This window comes from Streptomyces griseoviridis (assembly GCF_005222485.1).
Classification (GTDB): Bacteria; Actinomycetota; Actinomycetes; order Streptomycetales; family Streptomycetaceae; genus Streptomyces; species Streptomyces hintoniae.
This window is the reverse complement of sequence record NZ_CP029078.1, coordinates 5,914,987-5,929,097: the sequence shown is the minus strand read 5'-3', so window position 1 is coordinate 5,929,097 and position 14,111 is coordinate 5,914,987. Positions and strand designations below refer to the sequence as shown.

Sequence of the window (14,111 nt, the reverse complement as noted above, 5' to 3'; positions counted from 1 at the left end):
GCGGGGGCGGCGGCGGGTCAGCCGGCCTGGGCCTGCGCTCCCCCGCCGTACAGGACCCTCGTCACCGCCTTGTGGGTGACCCCGTGGTCGCGCAGGATCTCGGCCGGGACGCCGGGGCCGGCGGTGAGGGCGAGCAGCAGGTGTTCGTCTGAGATGTGCCGGTCGCCGTGGGAGACGGCGACCCGCAGGGCCCGCGCGAGGACATCCTTGGCGTCCTTGGTGAAGGGCCGCCGTCCACGCCCCGGCCGGCACTCGCCCGACATCGCGCCGACCCCGTGCGCCTCCTCCACCCGGGCGACGATCTCGGAGACGTCGATCCCGAGGCCGGCGAGGGCGTCGGAGTCGGCCCGGGAGAGCCCGGCCCGGCGGCGGGTGTCGGCCAGGGCCCGGCGTACGGACTCCTTGCGCCCGGCATCGAGACCGAGGGCGGCCAGCGCGAAGGAGCAGCGGCTCGCCTCCCGGTCGAGGAGGGCGAGGAGCAGCTGTGCGGGCTCGACACGCGGCGCCTGGTCGGCTTCGGCGTGCTCGACGGCGCCCTGCACCACCGCCCGCGCCTCACCGGTGAACCGTTCGAACATCAATGCCTCCCGTACTTCTTGTGCACGGCCTGCCTGCTGACTCCGAGTTCCGCGGCGATCTCCTGCCACGACCAGCCCTGGTGGCGCGCGTTGCGCACTTGGACGGCCTCCAACTGCTCCAGCAGCCGGCGCAGTGCGGCGACGGCGCGCAGCCCGACCCGTGGGTCACGGTCACCCGCGCGCTCGGCGAGATCCGTAGCTTCGGTCATGCCGTCAACTTACGTTGACACTCGGGGTACGTCAACCCTGGTTGACAGGAAGGGGGTTCAGGAGGCCGACGTTCGAAGGGCGAAGCTGGAAGGCCGATGTTCGAAGGGAGAGGCTGGACGGCCGGCGTTCGGAGGGCGAGGCACGAAGGCGGGTGATCGAAGGGGGGGTTCGAGACGCCGGTGTTCCCGGCGGAGGCCACAGTCAGTGCTGTTTGTGCCGTCGGTGCCGCCAGTTCCGTCAGTGCCGTCAGTCGTTGGTGAGCACGATCTTGCCGAACTGCTCGCCCGACGCCAGCCGTTCGAAGCCCTCGCGGGCCCGGTCCATCGGCAGCACCTCGTCGATGACGGGCCGTACCCCCGTGGCGGCGCAGAACGCCAGCAGGTCGTCCAGCTCGTCCTTGGTGCCCATCGTGGAGCCGACCACTTTGAGTTCGAGGAAGAAGATCCGGGTCAGCTCGGCGTGCGCAGGCCGGTCACCGCTGGTGGCACCCGAGATGACGAGCGTGCCGCCCGGCTTCAGCGACTTCACCGAGTGCGACCAGGTCGCCGCGCCGACCGTCTCGATCACCGCGTCCACCCGCTGCGGCAGCCGCGCGCCGGGCTCCAGCGCCTCCACGGCGCCCAACTCCACCGCCCGCGCGCGCCTGGCCTCGTCGCGGCTGGTGGCGAACACCCGCAGCCCCGCGGCGCGACCGAGCACGATCGCGGCCGTGGCGACCCCGCCGCCCGCGCCCTGCACCAGGACGGAGTCACCGGGGCGCACCCCGGCGTTGGTGAACAGCATCCGGTACGCCGTCAGCCAGGCGGTGGGCAGGCAGGCGGCCTCGGCGAAGGAGAGTTCCCTCGGCTTGGGCAGGATGTTCCAGGTCGGGACGGCGACCTGCTCGGCGAACGTGCCCTGGTGGCGCTCGGTGAGGATGGAGCGCGGCTCGCTCGGGCCGACGCCGTGACCGCTCTGGCCGATCACGGAGTGCAGGACGACCTCGTTGCCGTCCGCGTCGACGCCGGCCGCGTCGCAGCCGAGGATCATCGGCAGCCGCTCCTCGGGCAGACCGACACCGCGCAGCGACCAGAGGTCATGGTGGTTGAGGGAGGCGGCCCTGACCTCGACGGTGCTCCAGCCGGGGCGGGCCTCGGGGGCCGGCCGCTCCCCCGACTCCAGTCCGGAGAGCGGCTGGTCGCGGTCGATTCGGGCGGCGTAGACGGCGAACATGGCGTCGACGATAGGGGCCGCGGGTGGCTCACGGAACCGGGCACACCTGTGACACTCGCCCTCTTGAACCAGGCGGGCGGAACTGGTGGGAGGACCGGGGCGAGGACAGGCCGGGGGGAACTGGTGGAGCATGCCGCTACCGACGCGAGGCGGGAGCAGCCGAGCGGCAGCGGCAACGGCAACGGCAACGGCAACGGCAACGGCAACGAGACTGCCAGACGAAACGGCCGCTCCCCGATCGAACGCCCCGGACAGCGAGAACGTCCCCGGACAACGTGAGCGCCCCCCGAACGCCCGGACAGCGAGACTGCCAGACGAAACGGCCGCCGCTCCCCAACCGGACACCCGCACAGCGAGAAGGCCCCGCACAGCCAAAAGGCCCCGCCCGGTGAGGCGGGGCCCGGCGGGCGGGGTCAGCGGCGGGCGACGCCCTCCGCCCGTGCCGCCGCGGCGACGGCGGACGTCACCGCGGGGGCGACGCGCTCGTCGAACGGCGACGGGATGACGTAGTCGGCGGCGAGGTCGTCGCCGACCACCCCGGCGAGCGCCTCGGCCGCCGCGATCTTCATGCCCTCGGTGATCCGGGAGGCCCGGACCTGGAGGGCGCCCGCGAAGATGCCCGGGAACGCGAGGACGTTGTTGATCTGGTTCGGGAAGTCCGAGCGCCCGGTGGCGACGACCGCCGCGTACTTGTGGGCGATCTCGGGGTGCACCTCGGGGTTCGGGTTGGCCATGGCGAACACGAACGCGCCCTCGGCCATGGAGGCGACCGCCGCCTCCGCAACCGTCCCGCCGGAGACGCCGATGAAGACGTCGGCGCCCGCGAGGGCGTCCTCCAGCGTGCCGGTGAGTCCCGCCTTGTTGGTGAACCCGGCGAGGTCCCGCTTGACCGGCGTCAGATCGGCCCGGTCGGCCGACACGACGCCCTTGCGGTCGGTCACCGCCACGTCCCCGATCCCGGCCTCGACCAGCATCTTCGCGATGGCGACACCGGCCGCGCCGGCCCCGGAGATGACGGCCCGCAGATCGGCGAGGCCCTTGCCGGTCAGCCGTGCCGCGTTGCGCAGCGCGGCCAGCGTGACGACCGCGGTGCCGTGCTGGTCGTCGTGGAAGACCGGGATGTCGAGCCGTTCCTGGAGCTTGCGTTCGACCTCGAAGCACCGGGGCGCCGAGATGTCCTCCAGGTTGACACCCCCGAAGGAGGGCGCGAGCCGCACCACGGTCTCGACGATCTCGTCGACGTCCGTGCACGCGAGCGCGATCGGCACCGCGTCGACGCCGCCGAACTGCTTGAACAGGATCGCCTTGCCCTCCATCACCGGGAGGGACGCCTCGGGACCGATGTCCCCGAGGCCGAGCACCGCCGTGCCGTCGGTGACGACGGCGACGACGGACGACTTCCATGTGTAGTCGTTGACGAGTTCCGGCTGCTCGGCGATCGCGGTGCACACGCGCGCGACGCCGGGTGTGTAAGCCAGGGACAGGTCGTCCTTGTCGCGGATCGGCACGGTGGCCTGCACGGCCATCTTTCCGCCGCGGTGCAGCGCGAACGCCGGATCGAAGGAATCGAGGGGCTCGCCCCCCGCGTCGTGGTCCTTCGTGCCGTCGCTGCGAGGATTGACGATCTCCGCTGCCACTTCTTTGACCCCTTAGATGATCATTCGGTTGAGGGTTGCCACTCCTGGTGAGGGGTGGGCGGGACCGCGTATGCCCGATTTTGTGAGGTGCGTAAAGGACATACGCGACGGGCGCGCCGCACACGCGCCCGGAGCCCCGGATGAGGGGTGTAAAGGACCTTCTTACCGGACGGACCGCTTCGTGGACGAGCCCATTCGGCGCAAGGGCGCATCGGGCGGCCGGCAGGTCACGTCTTGGTGACGAGAATGGTCACGAAATATGGCGACACCTGACCGGCCTCTCGGTGACCTGCGGCCGAAACAGTGAGCAACGCCTCGGGCGGCCGGTCCGTATACCGAGACGCGCGGGAGATCCTCCGGCCGTCGGCGCGGATTCCCGTAGATGGTCCGGCGGGGGTGTGCCGGTCCGGCGCGGTTCGGCTGAGACCTGTTATCCGATTTTGACATCGAGAGTCGCCTGAACGGCGTAGACCGAATGGCAAGATGCCGTAATCACTCAAGGTCGCGACACCCGAAGGTGCGTGTACCCGTCGACCTGTCGGCAACTCCACCCATCGCCGGAGGACCAGAAAATGACCGCATTCACCACCCGCCGTACGACCGCCCGCGCCAGGACCGCCGCGGTCGCGGCGATCGCGGTCGCCGGCGCCCTGATCCTCACCGGCTGCGGTGACCAGACCAAGGACGACGGCGCCAAGAGCTCGGGCGGCGCGAGCGACAGCTCCGCCCCGCTGGCGAGCAAGCTGCCCGCGGAGATCCGCAGCGCCGGGGTCATCAAGGTCGGCTCGGACATCGCGTACGCGCCGGTCGAGTTCAAGGACGCGTCGGGCAAGGTCGTCGGCCTCGACCCGGACCTGGCGGCGGCGATGGGCAAGCAGCTCGGCGTGAAGTTCGAGTTCGAGAACGGCACGTTCGACGCGCTGCTCACCGGTATACGTTCCAAGCGCTACGACATCTCCATGTCGGCGATGACGGACAACAAGAACCGGCAGGACGGTGTCGACCCGGACACCGGCAAGAAGGTCGGCGAGGGTGTCGACTTCGTCGACTACCTGACCGCGGGCGTCTCCATCTACACGCGCAAGGGCGACACCGAGTCGATCACGACCTGGGCGGACCTGTGCGGCAAGAAGCTCGCCGTGGAGCGCGGAACGGTCTCCGAGGACCTCGCCAAGGCCGAGGCGAAGAAGTGTCCGAGCGGCAAGAAGCTCACCATCGAGGCGTTCGACGACGACCAGCAGTCCCAGACCCGGCTGCGGGCCGGCGGCGTCGACGCGGCCTCCTCGGACTTCCCGGTCGCCGCGTACGCGGTGAAGACGTCCGGCGCGGGCAAGGACTTCGAGCTGGTCGGCGAGCAGGTCGAGGCCGCGCCGTACGGCATCGCCGTCAGCAAGGAGAACACCCAGCTGCGGGACGCGATCCAGGCCGCGATGAACGCCGTCATCAAGAGCGGCGAGTACAAGAAGATCCTCACGAAGTGGGGCGCCGAGGAAGGCGCCGTCACCGAGTCCGTCGTCAACGGCGGCAAGTGACCGCGGGTCCGCGGCCACCGAGAGGCGTGACCCGTGACTGTTGACACCGAGAAGGCGGCGGCGCCCGACACGCCCGCCGCGGGACCGCAGGCCATCAAGGCCGTGCCGGTCCGGCACTACGGGCGGTACCTCACCGCCGTCATCGCGATCGGCCTGCTGGTCTCGATCGTCTACGCGTTCGGCCAGGGCAAGATCAACTGGCATGCCGTGCCCGACTACTTCTTCGACGACCGGATCCTGACCGGCGTCGGCAAGACCCTGCTGCTGACGGTCCTGTCGATGGTGATCGGCATCGTGGGCGGCATCGTCCTGGCCGTGATGCGGCTGTCGAAGAACCCGGTGACGTCGTCCATCGCCTGGTTCTACATCTGGTTCTTCCGCGGCACCCCGGTCCTGGTCCAGCTGTTCGTCTGGTTCAACCTGGGCCTGGTCTTCCAGTACATCAACCTCGGCCCGATCTACAAGGACTACTGGTCGAGCTTCATGACGCCGCTGCTGACGGCGCTGCTCGGCCTCGGTCTCAACGAGGCCGCCTACATGGCCGAGATCTGCCGGGCCGGCCTGCTCGCCGTCGACGAGGGCCAGACCGAGGCGTCGCACGCGCTGGGCATGAGCCACGCCAAGACGCTGCGCAGGATCGTCATCCCGCAGGCGATGCGCGTGATCGTGCCGCCGACGGGCAACGAGGTCATCAACATGCTGAAGACGACTTCCCTGGTGGCGGCCGTCCAGTTCCAGGAACTCTTCCGCTACGCCCAGGACATCGGGCAGAACTCCGGTGCCCCGGTGGAGATGTACTTCCTCGCCGCGGCCTGGTACCTGCTCATGACATCGATCCTGAGCGTGGGCCAGTACTACGTCGAGCGGTACTACGCGCGCGGCTCCAGCCGCCAGCTGCCGGCGACGCCGTGGCAGAAGGTCCGAGCCCATCTGGGGTCCTTCTCCAGCAGGAAGGTCGCGGTATGACCGAGAAGCTCAGCAGCGCCGGGGCCGGCGCCCCGCGCGACCCGTCGGTGCCGATGGTCAAGTCGGAGGGCGTCCACAAGTCGTTCGGCCAGGTCGAGGTCCTCCAGGGCATCGACCTGGAGGTGAAGGCGGGTGAGGTGTTCTGCCTGATCGGCCCGTCCGGCTCGGGCAAGTCGACGTTCCTGCGCTGCATCAACCACCTGGAGAAGATCAACGCCGGGCGTCTCTACGTCGACGGCGAGCTGGTCGGCTACCGCCAGAAGGGCGACAAGCTGTACGAGCTGAAGGACAGCGAGGTCGCGCTGAAGCGGCGGGACATCGGCATGGTCTTCCAGCGCTTCAACCTGTTCCCGCACCTGACCGCCGCCGAGAACATCATGGAGGCGCCGGTGCAGGTCAAGGGCGTCAGCAGGGCGCAGGCGCGGGAGCGGGCGACACAGCTCCTCGAACGGGTGGGGCTCGCCGACAAGGCCGGGAACTACCCCTCGCAGCTCTCCGGCGGCCAGCAGCAGCGGGTGGCCATCGCGCGGGCCCTGGCGATGGACCCGAAGCTGATGCTGTTCGACGAGCCGACCTCGGCCCTCGACCCGGAGCTGGTCGGCGACGTCCTCGACGTCATGCGCGACCTCGCCGAGTCCGGCATGACGATGATCGTCGTCACCCACGAGATGGGCTTCGCCCGCGAGGTGGGCGACAGCCTGGTCTTCATGGACGGCGGTGTGGTCGTCGAGTCCGGCCGGCCGCGCGAGGTGCTGACCGACCCGCAGCACGAACGGACGAAGGCGTTCCTGTCGAAGGTGCTCTGACCGGACGCACGGGTGAACGCGGAGGCGGGAGGGGCGGTACGGCACATCCGTACCGCCCCTCCCGCGCGTCGCGGCCCGGCGTTACTTGAGGGCGAGCAGCAGGGTGTCCGAGGGGGAGCACCAGACCGGGCGGGCCTCGGCGAAGCCGTGCTCGCGCAGGACGCGCGCGTGCCAGCCGACGGAGGGGGTGTCGCCGTCGGCGTGCTCGCCGTAGATCTCGAAGCGGCGGGCGGTGGGCCCGGCGAGCACCGGGTCCTCGGCGGCCAGCCGCCACCACTGCGCCCAGTCGACGGCGCCCGCCGCCTTGGCCTGTTCCATACGGGTGTGGCGCTGCGCCCGCTCGGCCGCGTTGATCCGGGGCGTGGAGTCGTCGATCATGTGGTCCGCGTTCATGAAGACACCGCCGTCGCGGACGAGTCCCGCGATCTGACCGTAGAGGGCCGCGAGGGGTTCGCTGTGCAGCCAGTGCAGGGCCGTGGCGGTCAGGACGGCGTCGTAGGCGTCGTGCGGCAGCCGCGCCGTCCAGTCGGGGTCCTTGAGGTCCGCGGTGACGAGGGAGACCCGGTCGTCGCCCGCGAAGGTGCCCTCGGCGATGGCCAGCAGCGCGGGGTCGAGGTCGACGCCTGTGCTGGTGGCGCCGGGCAGCCGGTCGAGCAGCCGGGCGGTGATGGTGCCGGTGCCGCAGGCGAGGTCCAGGACGCGCGGGGCGGGTCCGGTGAGCGCCTCGACCATGTCGAGCATGGTGCTGAAGCGCTCCTCGCGGTCGGGCATGTACCACTCCTGCTGGCGGTCCCAGCTCCGCTGCCAGGCGGCCCAGTCGGTGCCGAAGCCGCCGCTCCCGGTGCCGGGCGCCGCGGCCGCCGCTGTCCGCGTCTCGGTGTCCATGTCCGTCATCGGGCTCCTCCGTCGGGTGACGACGCGCAGTACCGTAATACCCTGTATGGACGATCAGCCATTACCCGACCGCCGGCACGACCCTAGAACACCGCCGTAAGGACTAACAAGTGGAACTGGCCTATTACTCGGACTACGCGGTTCGGCTCGTCAACAGCGAGGAACCCGGCCGGGGCAAGGACTCCCTGACCTCGGTCGAGGCGGTGCGGGGCCTGTTCGGCGCGAACGCGTCGGCGGCCCGCCGCGCCACCGACGCCGACGTCACCCGGTTCCGGTCGGTGCGCGGCAGGCTGCGCGCGGTCTTCGAGGCGGCCGACGGCGACGACGAGACCCTCGCGGTTGACCTCCTCAACTCCCTGCTCCTGGAGTTCCCGGTGAGCCCGCAGATCTCCGGGCACGACCACCGGGACGACGACGGCCGCCCGCTGTGGCACATGCACCTCGCCGACCACCCGTCCAACGCGACAGCGGGCTACGCGGCCATCGCCGCCATGGGCCTGGCCTTCCACCTGACCGAGTACGGCGTCGACCGGCTGGGCCTGTGCGAGGCGCCGCCGTGCCGCAACGCCTACCTGGACACGTCTACCAACCGCTCCCGGCGCTACTGCTCCGACCGCTGCGCGACCCGCGCCAACGTGGCCGCCTACCGGGCCCGCAAACGCCTGGAGGCCGACCGGTCGGAGAGCACGGGCCGGGCCGCCGAGAAGGCCCAGCGCGCCAGCGCGAGCGGCGAGCGCTGACCCGCCTGGAGCGGCCGGTACCGCAGCCGCACCCGGCCGAGCACCAGTTCCTCGGGGACGGTGCCGTAGTCGGTGCTGTCGCCGCCCGCGAACGGATTGTCCCCGAGCACCCACCAGCCGCCGTCCCGGCGCTCGGCGGCCCGCTTGACGACGAGCAGGTCCTGCTGGAAGGGATGGCGCAGGACGACGACGTCACCGGCCCGCACGCGCCCGCCCCAGCGCACCACCAGCCGGTCCCCGTGCCGCAGCGTGGGCACCATGGACGGCCCCGTCACCTGGGCGGCCCCATAGGGCAGCAGGGCCCGCCCGCGCTCGATCTCCTGCGACAGCTCCGGCATTACCGGCACCTCCCCGGTCCGATCCTCCACCAGTCTCAGTCTGACCCCGGACTTTTGTCCTAGGCGCATGGGGGCACTCGCGAAATCAGCCTTCCCAGGGAGTAATGTCGGACCTGAGAAGACGATCACGAGGAAGGAACGCTCCATGCTTTCCCGCCTGTTTGCCCCCACGGTCAAGGTCAGCGCGCACTGCGACCTGCCCTGCGGTGTGTACGACCCGGCCCAGGCCCGCATCGAGGCGGAGTCGGTGAAGGCCGTGCAGGAGAAGATGGCCGCCAACGACGACCCGCACTTCCAGGCGCGGGCCACCGTCATCAAGGAGCAGCGCGCCGAGCTGGCGAAGCACCACGTCTCCGTGCTGTGGAGCGACTACTTCAAGCCGCCGCACTTCGAGAAGTACCCGGAGCTGCACCAGCTGGTCAACGAGACCCTGAAGGCCCTCTCGGCCGCCAAGGCCTCGACCGACCCGGCGACGGGCCAGAAGGCCCTGGACTACATCGCCCAGATCGACAAGATCTTCTGGGAGACGAAGAAGGCCTGACCTTCACGTCCACCCAAGCACCACAACCGCACCCGACCCACGACCCACGACTCATCGGAGTCGGCTGGGTGGTGGGGAGGGTGCGGTTTTTTTTGCGCGTCGGGGCGAGGTGCGTTGACGGAACGCGGATCTCCCCCACGACGACACCGGCCCCTCACCGACGGCAGACAAGCACGCCGCTCAAGCAGGTGACCGTGAAGGTTCCGTGGCGGGCGATGTGGTCGGACGCGATCGTGCGGGCCCGTTCGATCGTGGCGTCGAAGGGCGCCTCGTGCTGGTCGGCCCAGGCGCGGTAGGAGGCCAGGTGCGCGATGACGGGCTCGGGGTCGCGGACCGTGACGGTGCCGGGCAGTTCGATCGTCTCCACGCGGCTGAACTCCTCCCCCAGGAAGCCCGGGGCGTCCTCCAGGAAGAAGCGGGCGCTGAGCGAGATCCGGGCCGGGCCCTGCCCGGTGCCGAGGACATCGCCTGCGGCCCGCCGCCACAGGTCGTCGAGTTCGGCTTTGTCCCGGCGGCTGTTGGTGGAGGCGATCACCAGCCCGTCAGGCGTGGCCACTCGGGACAGCTCGCTGACCGCCCGGGGGATGTCGGGGACGTGGTACAGCATGTGCAGCGCCAGGACGGCGTCGGCGCTCCCGGGCGCCAGCGGCAGGCGGGTGGCGTCCGCCACGGCGACCGGGCCGGGCACCCGGGCGAGGATGCCCGCGGAGATGTCCAGGCCGAGCAGGGCCAGATCGGGCCGGTCGGCGCGGAGCCGTTGGATGAACGTGCCGTTGCCGCAGCCGACTTCGACCACGCGCCCGCGTACACCGCTCAGCTGCCCCGCGACGATGCCGGGCAGGTCGTGCCGGGGCGTCTGCCAGCGGTAGAGCGACTGGCGGGCGGCGAGTTCCCGGTCGCTGCGGTACGCGCTTCCGGCGAGGCGGGCCCGGTCGGTGACGGCGGCGGCGTGTGCGGCGGACTGCTCGGTCATGTCGGCGGCTCCGGTGAGCAAGCGGCGTGGACGGCCGCGAGGGCGGTCGGGTGTGGAGTCGTTCACCTGGATGTGCGGCCCGCGCGGCCCCACCGTACTGCGGGCAGCCCAGCTCCCCGGTCGACACCGCCGCCCCGGCCCGCGGCGCCGGCCGGCCTGCGTCTGACGTTGTCCGCAGCTCCGGGGAGCCAGCCCGTCCCCGCACGACGCGAGCCCCGGGCGAAGCCTTCCCCCGGGCGGGGCGCGCCATCCGTGGTGGTCGTGCGATCCTGGCAGGGTGGTGAACCGTGAGGATCTGGTGCGGTTGCGGCGGGCGCGGGACCGGATGGACCGGGAGTACGCCCTCCCGCTGGACGTGCCGGAGCTGGCCCGCACCGCCCTGATGTCGCCCGGCCACTTCCAGCGCAGTTTCCGCGCGGAGTACGGCGAGACCCCGTACGGCTACCTCATGACCCGCCGGGTCGAGCGCGCCAAGGCGCTGCTGCGTCGGGGCGACCTGTCGGTGACGGAGGTCTGCCTCGCGGTCGGCTGCACCTCGCTCGGCTCCTTCAGCTCCCGCTTCACGGAGCTGGTCGGCGAGACCCCGAGCGCCTACCGGGCCCGCTCGCACGAGGCGGGCTCCTTGATCCCGCCCTGTGTGACCCGCCGCTTCACCCGGCCGAGCCGCCGCCCCCGGCGACCGGACGACGGGTCGTGACCAGCGGCAGGTCCTAGCCTGGAGCCATGGACATCGCCCTGCGCACCTGTTTCCTCGCCGTCGACGACCACGACAAGGCCATCGCCTTCTACCGGGACGTCCTCGGGCTCGAGATCCGTAACGACGTCGGCTTCGAGGGCATGCGCTGGGTGACCGTCGGCTCGCCCTCGCAGCCGGACGTGGAGATCGTGCTGGAGCCGCCGGGCGCCGACCCGGACGCCTCGCCCGCCGACAAGGAGGCGCTGAGCCGGCTCCTCGCCAAGGGCATGCTGCGCGGCGTCATCTTCTCCACCGCCGACTGCGACGCGCTGTTCCAGCGGGTGCGGGAGTCCGGCGCCGACGTGCTCCAGGAGCCGATGGACCAGCCGTACGGGGTCCGGGACTGCGCGTTCCGCGACCCCGCGGGCAACCTGCTGCGCTTCATGGAGCGGGCCGCGTGAGCCCGGCGCCGCGGTGGGCGTACGTCCTCCTCGACCGGCCCGCCGCGCTGTCCGGGCCCGCTCACCGTTTCTGGACCGCCGTCACGGGCACGACGCTGTCCGAACTCCGGGGCGAGCGCGGCGAGTTCACCACCCTGCTGGCCGGGAGCGGCGACGCCTCGGTGAAGGCGCAGGGCGTGCTCTCGGGGCCCGGCGGTGCCCATCTCGACCTGTGTGTGACGGACGTCGGCGGCTTCGCGCGGGACGCGGTGCGGCTCGGCGCCGAGGTGGTCCTCGACGCGGGGTCGCTGGTCGTCCTGCGGTCGCCCGGCGGGCAGCCGTGGTGCGCGGTGCAGTGGAACGGGGAGGCGGTGCGGGCGCCCGTCGTGCACGGCACCCGTCTCGACCAGATCTGCCTCGACGTTCCCCCGTCCCGCTTCGACGCCGAAGTCGCCTTCTGGAGCGCCCTGTTGCCCGACTGGGAGTCCCGCGCCGGCTCGCGCCCCGAGTTCCGGGTGCTCGCCCCGCCGCCCGGATTCCCGGTACGCGTCCTGCTCCAACGCCTGGACGACGACGGTCCCGGCGGCGCCCATCCCGACCTCGCCTGCGCCGACGTCGAGGCGACCCGCGCCGCGCACGAACGCCTCGGTGCCCGCGTCGTCGCCCGTCACCCCCGCTGGACGGTCATGCGCGACCCCGCGGCCGGCACCTACTGCCTGACCGGCCGCGACCCGGAGACCGGCGGGCTGCCGGCCGCCCGCTGAGACGGCCCACCGCTCATGCCTGCGGCCACGCCCGCGCCTCCACCACAGCGGCCACCGGGATCGGCCCGTACACGTGCGGGAACTCCTCCCCGCCGGGCCGCGCCGCCTCGTACCTGACGGGCACGCCGAGCAGCGCCGGGTCGATGACCAGCACCACCAGATCGTCCAGGTCGGCGTAGAACGTGGCTGCGGTGGCGGGGAGTTGGGCGGCGGTGGAGCAGTGCACGAAGCCCTCCTCCTGGAGGGTGCGCCCGCGGGTGGACATCTCGTACACGCCCCGCGCGCGAGCCTCGTCCCAGAGGACGCGTTCGGTGAGGTGAAGGATGGGGGTGGTGGGGTCGGGGGTGGGGGTGAGGGAGGGGTCCGGGGTGGGGGTGGGTTCAGGCATGGGGCCACCGTACGAGCCTCGGCGTCGGGACCACCATTCCCCGGCGAGCACTTCGCGGGCAGGCGGGCAGGCGGCGCGGACGTCGATGAGTGTCGGGTTTCTGAGCGCGGCTTTCCGTCGTCCCTCGCCGCCACGGCATGCGGTCCTCGTCTGCCTCGCGCTCAACCCCTCTGCAATGCAAGGGGGTTGAGGTCCCATTCATGTGGACGGGCCCCGCGCATCGTGGGGATGCGCGGGACCCGCCGGGCCGAGGCCGCCGACGGCCGCGCGGGGTCAGGTCCGCGCGGCCTCGGTGACTTCGGGGACTCCGTACCCCCTGGAACCTCTCAGCTGCTGCGCCGGGTCACGAACTCCGCGAGCGCCAACAGGCCGCCGGCGGACTCCGGTTCGGGAACGGCGCGGGACAGTTCCTGCATCGCGCGGGCCATCCGGTCGGCCGCCTCGACCTGCGCCCAGTCCCGGCCGCCGGCCCGCTCCACCGCCAGCGCGATCCGCTCCACCGCCTCCTGGTCGCCCTCGACACAGGGCAGCGCGTACAGCTCGGCCAGCTCCGCCGAGGCCGGGGTGCCGGAGGTGAGCGCGGCCACCACCGGCAGGGACTTCTTGCGGGCCGCGAGATCCGCGCCGGCCGGCTTGCCGGTGCGGTGCGGATCGCCCCATATGCCGATCACGTCGTCGATGAGCTGGAAGGCGAGCCCGGCCTGCCGGCCGAACGCGTCCAGCGCCTCCACGTCCTCGTGGTCCGCGCCCGCGTACAGCGCGCCCAGCGCGCAGGCGCACCCGAGCAGCGCGCCCGTCTTGGCCTCGGCCATCGTCAGCACCTCGGCGAGGGAGACGTCCGTCGGCGAACGGAGTTCCATCGCCGTGTCGACGTGCTGTCCGGCGCACAGCTCGATGACGCACTCGGTGAGCCGGACGGCGGCCTGCGCGGACGCCGGGTGCGGGTCCTCCGCGAACAGCCGCAGGGCCAGCGCCTGGAGGGCGTTGCCCGCGAGGATGGCGTCGGCGTCCCCGAACACCGTCCACGCGGTGGGCCGGTGGCGGCGGGTGGGGTCCCGGTCCATGACGTCGTCGTGCAGCAGGGTGAAGTTGTGGACCAGCTCCACCGCCACCGCTGCCCGGACCGCCCGTTCCCTGGCCCGCGAGCCGCCGAGGGCGCCGGCCGCGGTGAGGACCAGCGCGGGACGGATCGCCTTGCCCGCGCTGCCGTCCGCCGGGGTGCCGTCCGCGTGCTCCCAGCCGAAGTGGTAGCGGGCGATCCTGCGGAGGGAGCCGGGCAGTGAGTCGACGGCGGCCCGCATCTCCGGGTCGACGACGGCGCGGGCACGCTCCAGGATCGCCGTCGCCTCGGATCCTTCCAGGGGTTGTGCCTCCGCCGTCAGCTCGGCCATGGGGTCTCCCTCGGACAGCGCTCGG

The 14,111-nt window shown here is 71.8% G+C and carries 17 protein-coding genes; 8 read left to right on the top strand and 9 right to left on the bottom strand.

Features of this window, described 5'->3' with window-relative positions:
* Positions 1 to 17 precede the first annotated feature (17 nt).
* The 4 genes from DDJ31_RS25765 to DDJ31_RS25750 form a co-directional block, all read right to left on the bottom strand.
* The gene (locus DDJ31_RS25765) at positions 18 to 578 is read right to left on the bottom strand and encodes a Clp protease N-terminal domain-containing protein (RefSeq protein WP_127178004.1); all 561 of its coding nucleotides are present in this window, start codon (positions 576 to 578) and stop codon (positions 18 to 20) included.
* Entirely contained in the window at positions 578 to 787 is a 210-nt protein-coding gene (locus tag DDJ31_RS25760) for a helix-turn-helix domain-containing protein (protein ID WP_127178005.1), read from the bottom strand. Before DDJ31_RS25760 ends, DDJ31_RS25765 begins: the two co-directional genes overlap by 1 nt.
* A 247-nt stretch (positions 788 to 1,034) precedes the next feature.
* Positions 1,035 to 2,000, bottom strand: a complete 966-nt coding sequence (locus DDJ31_RS25755; RefSeq protein WP_127178006.1) for a zinc-binding dehydrogenase — start codon at positions 1,998 to 2,000, stop codon at positions 1,035 to 1,037.
* 413 nt (positions 2,001 to 2,413) lie between these two features.
* Complete coding sequence (locus DDJ31_RS25750; protein WP_127178007.1) at positions 2,414 to 3,637, bottom strand: NAD(P)-dependent malic enzyme; 1,224 nt, start codon at positions 3,635 to 3,637, stop codon at positions 2,414 to 2,416.
* Between the two features lie 572 nt (positions 3,638 to 4,209).
* On the opposite strand from DDJ31_RS25750, the gene DDJ31_RS25745 reads away from it, so the two are divergent.
* Genes DDJ31_RS25745 through DDJ31_RS25735 form a run of 3 tightly spaced genes read left to right on the top strand, consistent with a single transcriptional unit; the run spans position 4,210 to position 6,941 of the window.
* Positions 4,210 to 5,169 carry an ABC transporter substrate-binding protein gene (locus DDJ31_RS25745; RefSeq protein WP_127178008.1) on the top strand — a complete coding sequence of 320 codons (960 nt, stop codon included), beginning with the start codon at positions 4,210 to 4,212 and terminating at the stop codon, positions 5,167 to 5,169.
* A 33-nt stretch (positions 5,170 to 5,202) separates the two neighbouring features.
* Positions 5,203 to 6,135 (top strand): amino acid ABC transporter permease, encoded by a 933-nt coding sequence (locus DDJ31_RS25740; RefSeq protein WP_127178009.1) that lies wholly within the window; start codon positions 5,203 to 5,205, stop codon positions 6,133 to 6,135.
* A 53-nt stretch (positions 6,136 to 6,188) separates the two neighbouring features.
* Positions 6,189 to 6,941, top strand: coding sequence for an amino acid ABC transporter ATP-binding protein (locus DDJ31_RS25735; RefSeq protein ID WP_127182598.1), 753 nt, complete (start codon positions 6,189 to 6,191; stop codon positions 6,939 to 6,941).
* An 81-nt stretch (positions 6,942 to 7,022) separates the two neighbouring features.
* On the opposite strand, the gene DDJ31_RS25730 is transcribed toward DDJ31_RS25735, so the two are convergent.
* Entirely contained in the window at positions 7,023 to 7,835 is an 813-nt protein-coding gene (locus DDJ31_RS25730; protein ID WP_127178010.1) for a class I SAM-dependent methyltransferase, read from the bottom strand.
* Between the two features lie 110 nt (positions 7,836 to 7,945).
* Between DDJ31_RS25730 and DDJ31_RS25725 the strand changes: the two genes are divergently transcribed.
* Positions 7,946 to 8,575 (top strand): CGNR zinc finger domain-containing protein, encoded by a 630-nt coding sequence (locus DDJ31_RS25725; RefSeq protein ID WP_127178011.1) that lies wholly within the window; start codon positions 7,946 to 7,948, stop codon positions 8,573 to 8,575.
* Here DDJ31_RS25725 and sodX read toward each other — a convergent pair.
* Complete coding sequence (sodX, locus tag DDJ31_RS25720; RefSeq protein WP_127182599.1) at positions 8,479 to 8,913, bottom strand: nickel-type superoxide dismutase maturation protease; 435 nt, start codon at positions 8,911 to 8,913, stop codon at positions 8,479 to 8,481. The two genes, DDJ31_RS25725 and sodX, sit on opposite strands and share 97 nt — an antisense overlap.
* 145 nt (positions 8,914 to 9,058) lie before the next feature.
* On the opposite strand from sodX, the gene sodN reads away from it, so the two are divergent.
* Positions 9,059 to 9,454: a superoxide dismutase, Ni gene (sodN, locus tag DDJ31_RS25715; RefSeq protein ID WP_127178012.1), complete on the top strand. Its 396-nt coding sequence runs from the start codon at positions 9,059 to 9,061 to the stop codon at positions 9,452 to 9,454.
* A gap of 154 nt (positions 9,455 to 9,608) precedes the next feature.
* Here the strand turns inward: sodN and DDJ31_RS25710 are convergent, their stop codons facing one another.
* Entirely contained in the window at positions 9,609 to 10,427 is an 819-nt protein-coding gene (locus DDJ31_RS25710) for a class I SAM-dependent methyltransferase (RefSeq protein WP_127178013.1), read from the bottom strand.
* A gap of 280 nt (positions 10,428 to 10,707) precedes the next feature.
* On the opposite strand from DDJ31_RS25710, the gene DDJ31_RS25705 reads away from it, so the two are divergent.
* From DDJ31_RS25705 to DDJ31_RS25695, 3 genes are read left to right on the top strand one after another with little or no spacing between them, the layout of a single operon-like run.
* Entirely contained in the window at positions 10,708 to 11,124 is a 417-nt protein-coding gene (locus DDJ31_RS25705; RefSeq protein ID WP_127182600.1) for a helix-turn-helix transcriptional regulator, read from the top strand.
* A gap of 26 nt (positions 11,125 to 11,150) precedes the next feature.
* Positions 11,151 to 11,564: a VOC family protein gene (locus DDJ31_RS25700; protein WP_127178014.1), complete on the top strand. Its 414-nt coding sequence runs from the start codon at positions 11,151 to 11,153 to the stop codon at positions 11,562 to 11,564.
* Positions 11,561 to 12,307 (top strand): VOC family protein, encoded by a 747-nt coding sequence (locus tag DDJ31_RS25695; protein ID WP_127178015.1) that lies wholly within the window; start codon positions 11,561 to 11,563, stop codon positions 12,305 to 12,307. The genes DDJ31_RS25700 and DDJ31_RS25695 overlap by 4 nt, the downstream gene beginning before the upstream one ends.
* A gap of 13 nt (positions 12,308 to 12,320) precedes the next feature.
* Here the strand turns inward: DDJ31_RS25695 and DDJ31_RS25690 are convergent, their stop codons facing one another.
* Positions 12,321 to 12,695 (bottom strand): DUF952 domain-containing protein, encoded by a 375-nt coding sequence (locus DDJ31_RS25690; RefSeq protein WP_127178016.1) that lies wholly within the window; start codon positions 12,693 to 12,695, stop codon positions 12,321 to 12,323.
* Positions 12,696 to 13,021: 326 nt separating this feature from the next.
* Positions 13,022 to 14,086: a family 2 encapsulin nanocompartment cargo protein polyprenyl transferase gene (locus DDJ31_RS25685; RefSeq protein WP_127178017.1), complete on the bottom strand. Its 1,065-nt coding sequence runs from the start codon at positions 14,084 to 14,086 to the stop codon at positions 13,022 to 13,024.
* Positions 14,087 to 14,111 lie beyond the last annotated feature (25 nt).